The organism is Aeromicrobium sp. (assembly GCF_036676885.1).
Lineage (GTDB): Bacteria > Actinomycetota > Actinomycetes > Propionibacteriales > Nocardioidaceae > Aeromicrobium.
In genome coordinates this window covers 1-3,510 of record NZ_JAKFCB010000284.1, presented here as the reverse complement: position 1 = coordinate 3,510, position 3,510 = coordinate 1, and the positions used below count along the sequence as shown (strand labels likewise).

Here is a 3,510-nt window from a genome sequence, read left to right as displayed (position 1 = left end):
AGGACGTCCCGACGGTGCCCGCGCCGACGCCGTAGTCAGGCGCCCTCGGCACCCTTCAGGGCCAGGCCGGTGATCCAGGCGATGTCGGCGGCGGCTTCGCGCGGGGGCTTGGAGGGGCGGGTGATCGCCGACAGCACGAGGCGTACGACGACCTCCACGGCGACCTCGAGCTCGGCGTCGGTCAGCGGCACCGGCGGGTAGAGCTCGACGACGGACTGCTTCACGACCATCACGGCCGCCTCGACGATCTCGCCGGACTCCGTGGTCAGGATCTGCAGGAAGTCAGCATCCTGCTCCTCGGGCAGCGACGTCACGATCGTGCGCACCAGCAGGCTCTGCTCCCCCATCAGCAGGGCGCCTTCGCAGGCAGCGCGTATGCCCTCGACCAGGGTGGTCTCCCCCGCCATGCGCTCGCGGACGACGTCGAGGAACCGGGCGAGCTCACGCATCGCCAGCTGCTCGGCGAGCCCGTGCTTGTTGCTGAACTCGTTGTAGACCGTCTGCCGACTCACCCCGGCCCGCTCGGCGATGCGTGCCATCGTGACGCTCGACCAGCCGGTGTCCTCGATCATCGCCTGAGCGGCATCGAGCAGCCGCTCGCGGACCGGGGCGACCGGTGCTTCGGCGGTCATGCGTCGCCCTCCAGAGCGTCCTCGAGCCGCTGACCAGCGGCGATCCACTTCTCGGCGGCTCGTATGTCTCTCGGCCGGCCGATCCCGACGGCGCCGCGTACGACGCCGTCGTCGAGCAGGTACGCGATGAAGTCACGGTCATGCAGCGAGCCGTGGACGACGAGCTCGTGGGTTGTCTCGGGCCAGCCGGTGACCTGCAGGTTGTGGCCGTACTGATCCGACCAGCACCACGGCACCTCGACGAACGGGACGTCGCCACCGGCCATGACCTTGCCGATCGCGGTCCCGTGGTTCTGCGCGCCCTGCCAGTGCTCGACCCGGTGCCGGCCACCGAGCACGCCGTTGGGCTGGTTGGCGACATCGCCGGCGGCGAAGACATCCGGGGCCGACGTACGTCCGAATGCGTCGACGACGATGCCGTTGGCGACCTCGATGCCGGCGGCTTCGGCGAGCTCGACGTTGGGCTCCATGCCGACCGCGACCACGACGACCGGCGCAGACCACGAACGCCCGTCGCTGGCGCGCACGGTGGTCTGGTCGCCTTCGTCCTCGATCGACGTCACCTGCACGCCGGTGTGCAGGTCGGTGCCTTCGCTCTTGTGCAGGTCGACGTACAGCTCGCCCAGCTCGGGCGGCAGCAGGCGCGGCAGCGGCAGCGCGGCGGTCTCCAGCAACGTCACCTCGCAGCCCATCGTGCGCGCGCTCGCGGCGATCTCGGAGCCGATCAGGCCGGCGCCGACGACGATCAGGTGGCTGCCGGGGGTCAGCTCGCTCTGCAGGCGGGGCACGTCGGCGAGACTGCGAAGCGTACGGATGCCGGAGGCCGACCACGGGTTGCGGGCCCGTCCGCCGGTCGCGAGCAGGAGCTGGTCATAGCCGACCTCCTCACCGTCGGCGAGATGCACCACGTGCGCCTCGGTGTCGATGGAGGCGACCGTGACCCCGGTGCGCAGGGTCACGGACTGCTGGTCGTACCACTCCGGCTTCTTGATGCGGATCTCATCGGGCGTCTTCTCGCCGCGGACGATCTCCTTGGACACCGGCGGCCGTCGGTAGGGCAGCTCGGGCTCCTCGCCGAGCAGGACGATGTCGCCCTCGTAGCCGCTGCGCCTCATGGCTGCAGCCGCGCTGACACCGGCGATGCCCGCCCCGACGATGACCGTCCGGTGTGCCATCAGACCAGCTCGAACATCGTGAAGTCGGCCTTGGCCGCGCCGCAGTCGGGGCACGTCCAGTCGTCAGGGATGTCCTCCCACTTGGTGCCGGGCGGGATGTCCTCCTCGGGCCAGCCCTCGGCCTCGTCGTAGACGAAGCCGCACTGCTGGCATTCCCAACGCTTCACTGGTGTTCTCCTTCTAGGTCGGCGGTCGCCTCGCCCTGCCGCGCGGCGGCCTTGCGCTGCGCCTGTGCCCGGGTCTCGGCGGCGATGATGTTGCCGTCCTGGTCGTTGTGCTCGAACTCCTCGATCGGCAGGAAGTCGACCTGCTCGCGCACGCCGCAGTCGGGGCACGTCCAGTCTGCGTCGATGTCGCCGAAGAGCGTGCCGGGCGGCCAGCCCTCGCGGGGGTTGCCCTTCTCCTCGTCATATACGTACTCGCAGTTGGGGCAGATCCACTGGCTCATGCTGCGATCTCCTCGTCCTGGCTCGTGCCGACGCCGTACCTCCGTACGTACGCCTCGGCCGTGCGCGGGTGCAGGTTGGCCCGGCCGATGTCGCCGTCGTAGTGACCCAGCACCCGCTTGTCCATGACCTTGCGCCACACCTGCGGGACCCACGTCAGCACGATCATGCCTGCATACCCCGTGGGCAGCACCGGCGCCTCCTTGAAGTCGCGCAGCGCCTGGTAGCGGCGGGTCGGGTTGGCGTGGTGGTCGCTGTGCCGCTGCAGGTGGTAGAGCAACACGTTGGTGCCGATGTTGTTGGAGTTCCAGCTGTGGCTCGGGTTGACCCGCTCGTAGCGGCCGGAGTCGAGCTTGGCGCGCTTCATGCCGTAGTGCTCGAGGTAGTTGACCGATTCCAGCAGCCAGATGCCCGCGGCGGCCTGGATCACCATGTACGGCAGGATCTCCCAGCCGAATGCGAGCATCAGGCCGCCCCACAGCACGACGGAGAACGCCCACGCGTTGAACAGGTCGTTCTTGATCGACCAGTGGGTCTTCTTCTGGCGCGCGAAGCGCTTCTTCTCCAGGCCCCAGGCGCTCTTGAGGCTGCCGATGATGGTGCGCGGCATGAACTCCCACACGGTCTCGCCGAGGCGCCCGCTCGCGGGATCCTCCGGGGTCGCGACGCGTACGTGGTGACCGCGGTTGTGCTCGATGAAGAAGTGACCGTAGAACGTCTGCGCGAGGGCGACACGGGCGAACCAGCGCTCGTGCTCCTCCTTCTTGTGGCCGAGCTCGTGGGCGGTGTTGATGCCGATGCCGGCGACCATGCCGAGGCCCAGCGCGAGGCCGATCTTCTGCACGACCGTCAGCGGGTCGTCGATGCCCGGGAGCGTGCCGCCGCCGAGGAGGTAGGCGCCCCAGATCAGGCCGGCGATCTGCACGGGGATGAACGCGTAGGTCACCCAGCGGTAGTAGCGGTCCTCCTCCAGCGCCTCGATCAGCTCGTCGGGCGGATTGTTGGGGTCGAGCCCGGCGAGCAGGTCGAACAGCGGGATCAGGACGAACACGAAGAACGGGCCGAAGAACCACACGATCGTCGCGCCGGTCCACGCGTACAGCCCCCACATCATGAGCGGGATCAGCGGGATGATCGCCCCCATGATCCACAGGTAGCGCTTCTTGTCGCGCCACTCGATGACCCTGCCATCGACGGTTGCCTGGATCGTCATGCTGCATTCCTCCTCGTGCGCTCTGGAAGGAGCGCTTTACAAGA

At 68.6% G+C, this 3,510-nt stretch carries 5 protein-coding genes; all 5 read right to left on the bottom strand.

Translation table 11 applies throughout. The features are described from left to right. Positions 1-35 precede the first annotated feature (35 nt). The 5 genes from V6M46_RS12900 to V6M46_RS12880 are packed head-to-tail and all read right to left on the bottom strand — an operon-like array spanning position 36 to position 3,466. Entirely contained in the window at positions 36-632 is a 597-nt protein-coding gene (locus V6M46_RS12900; RefSeq protein ID WP_332665727.1) for a TetR family transcriptional regulator, read from the bottom strand. Then, on the bottom strand, positions 629-1,807 hold the full coding sequence (locus V6M46_RS12895) for an NAD(P)/FAD-dependent oxidoreductase (RefSeq protein ID WP_332665724.1): 1,179 nt from the start codon (positions 1,805-1,807) through the stop codon (positions 629-631). The genes V6M46_RS12900 and V6M46_RS12895 overlap by 4 nt, the downstream gene beginning before the upstream one ends. Beyond that, complete coding sequence (locus V6M46_RS12890; RefSeq protein ID WP_332665722.1) at positions 1,807-1,974, bottom strand: rubredoxin; 168 nt, start codon at positions 1,972-1,974, stop codon at positions 1,807-1,809. The genes V6M46_RS12895 and V6M46_RS12890 overlap by 1 nt, the downstream gene beginning before the upstream one ends. Beyond that, positions 1,971-2,255, bottom strand: a complete 285-nt coding sequence (locus V6M46_RS12885) for a rubredoxin (RefSeq protein WP_332665720.1) — start codon at positions 2,253-2,255, stop codon at positions 1,971-1,973. Before V6M46_RS12885 ends, V6M46_RS12890 begins: the two co-directional genes overlap by 4 nt. Further along, entirely contained in the window at positions 2,252-3,466 is a 1,215-nt protein-coding gene (locus V6M46_RS12880) for an alkane 1-monooxygenase (protein ID WP_332665717.1), read from the bottom strand. Before V6M46_RS12880 ends, V6M46_RS12885 begins: the two co-directional genes overlap by 4 nt. Between the last annotated feature and the right edge of the window lie 44 nt (positions 3,467-3,510).

Coding starts and splice junctions, on each gene's coding strand:
- V6M46_RS12880 (WP_332665717.1), bottom strand. CDS start 3,466: ATGACGATCCAGGCAACCGTCGATGGCAGGGTCATCGAGTGGCGCGAC.
- V6M46_RS12895 (WP_332665724.1), bottom strand. CDS start 1,807: ATGGCACACCGGACGGTCATCGTCGGGGCGGGCATCGCCGGTGTCAGC.
- V6M46_RS12885 (WP_332665720.1), bottom strand. CDS start 2,255: ATGAGCCAGTGGATCTGCCCCAACTGCGAGTACGTATATGACGAGGAG.
- V6M46_RS12900 (WP_332665727.1), bottom strand. CDS start 632: ATGACCGCCGAAGCACCGGTCGCCCCGGTCCGCGAGCGGCTGCTCGAT.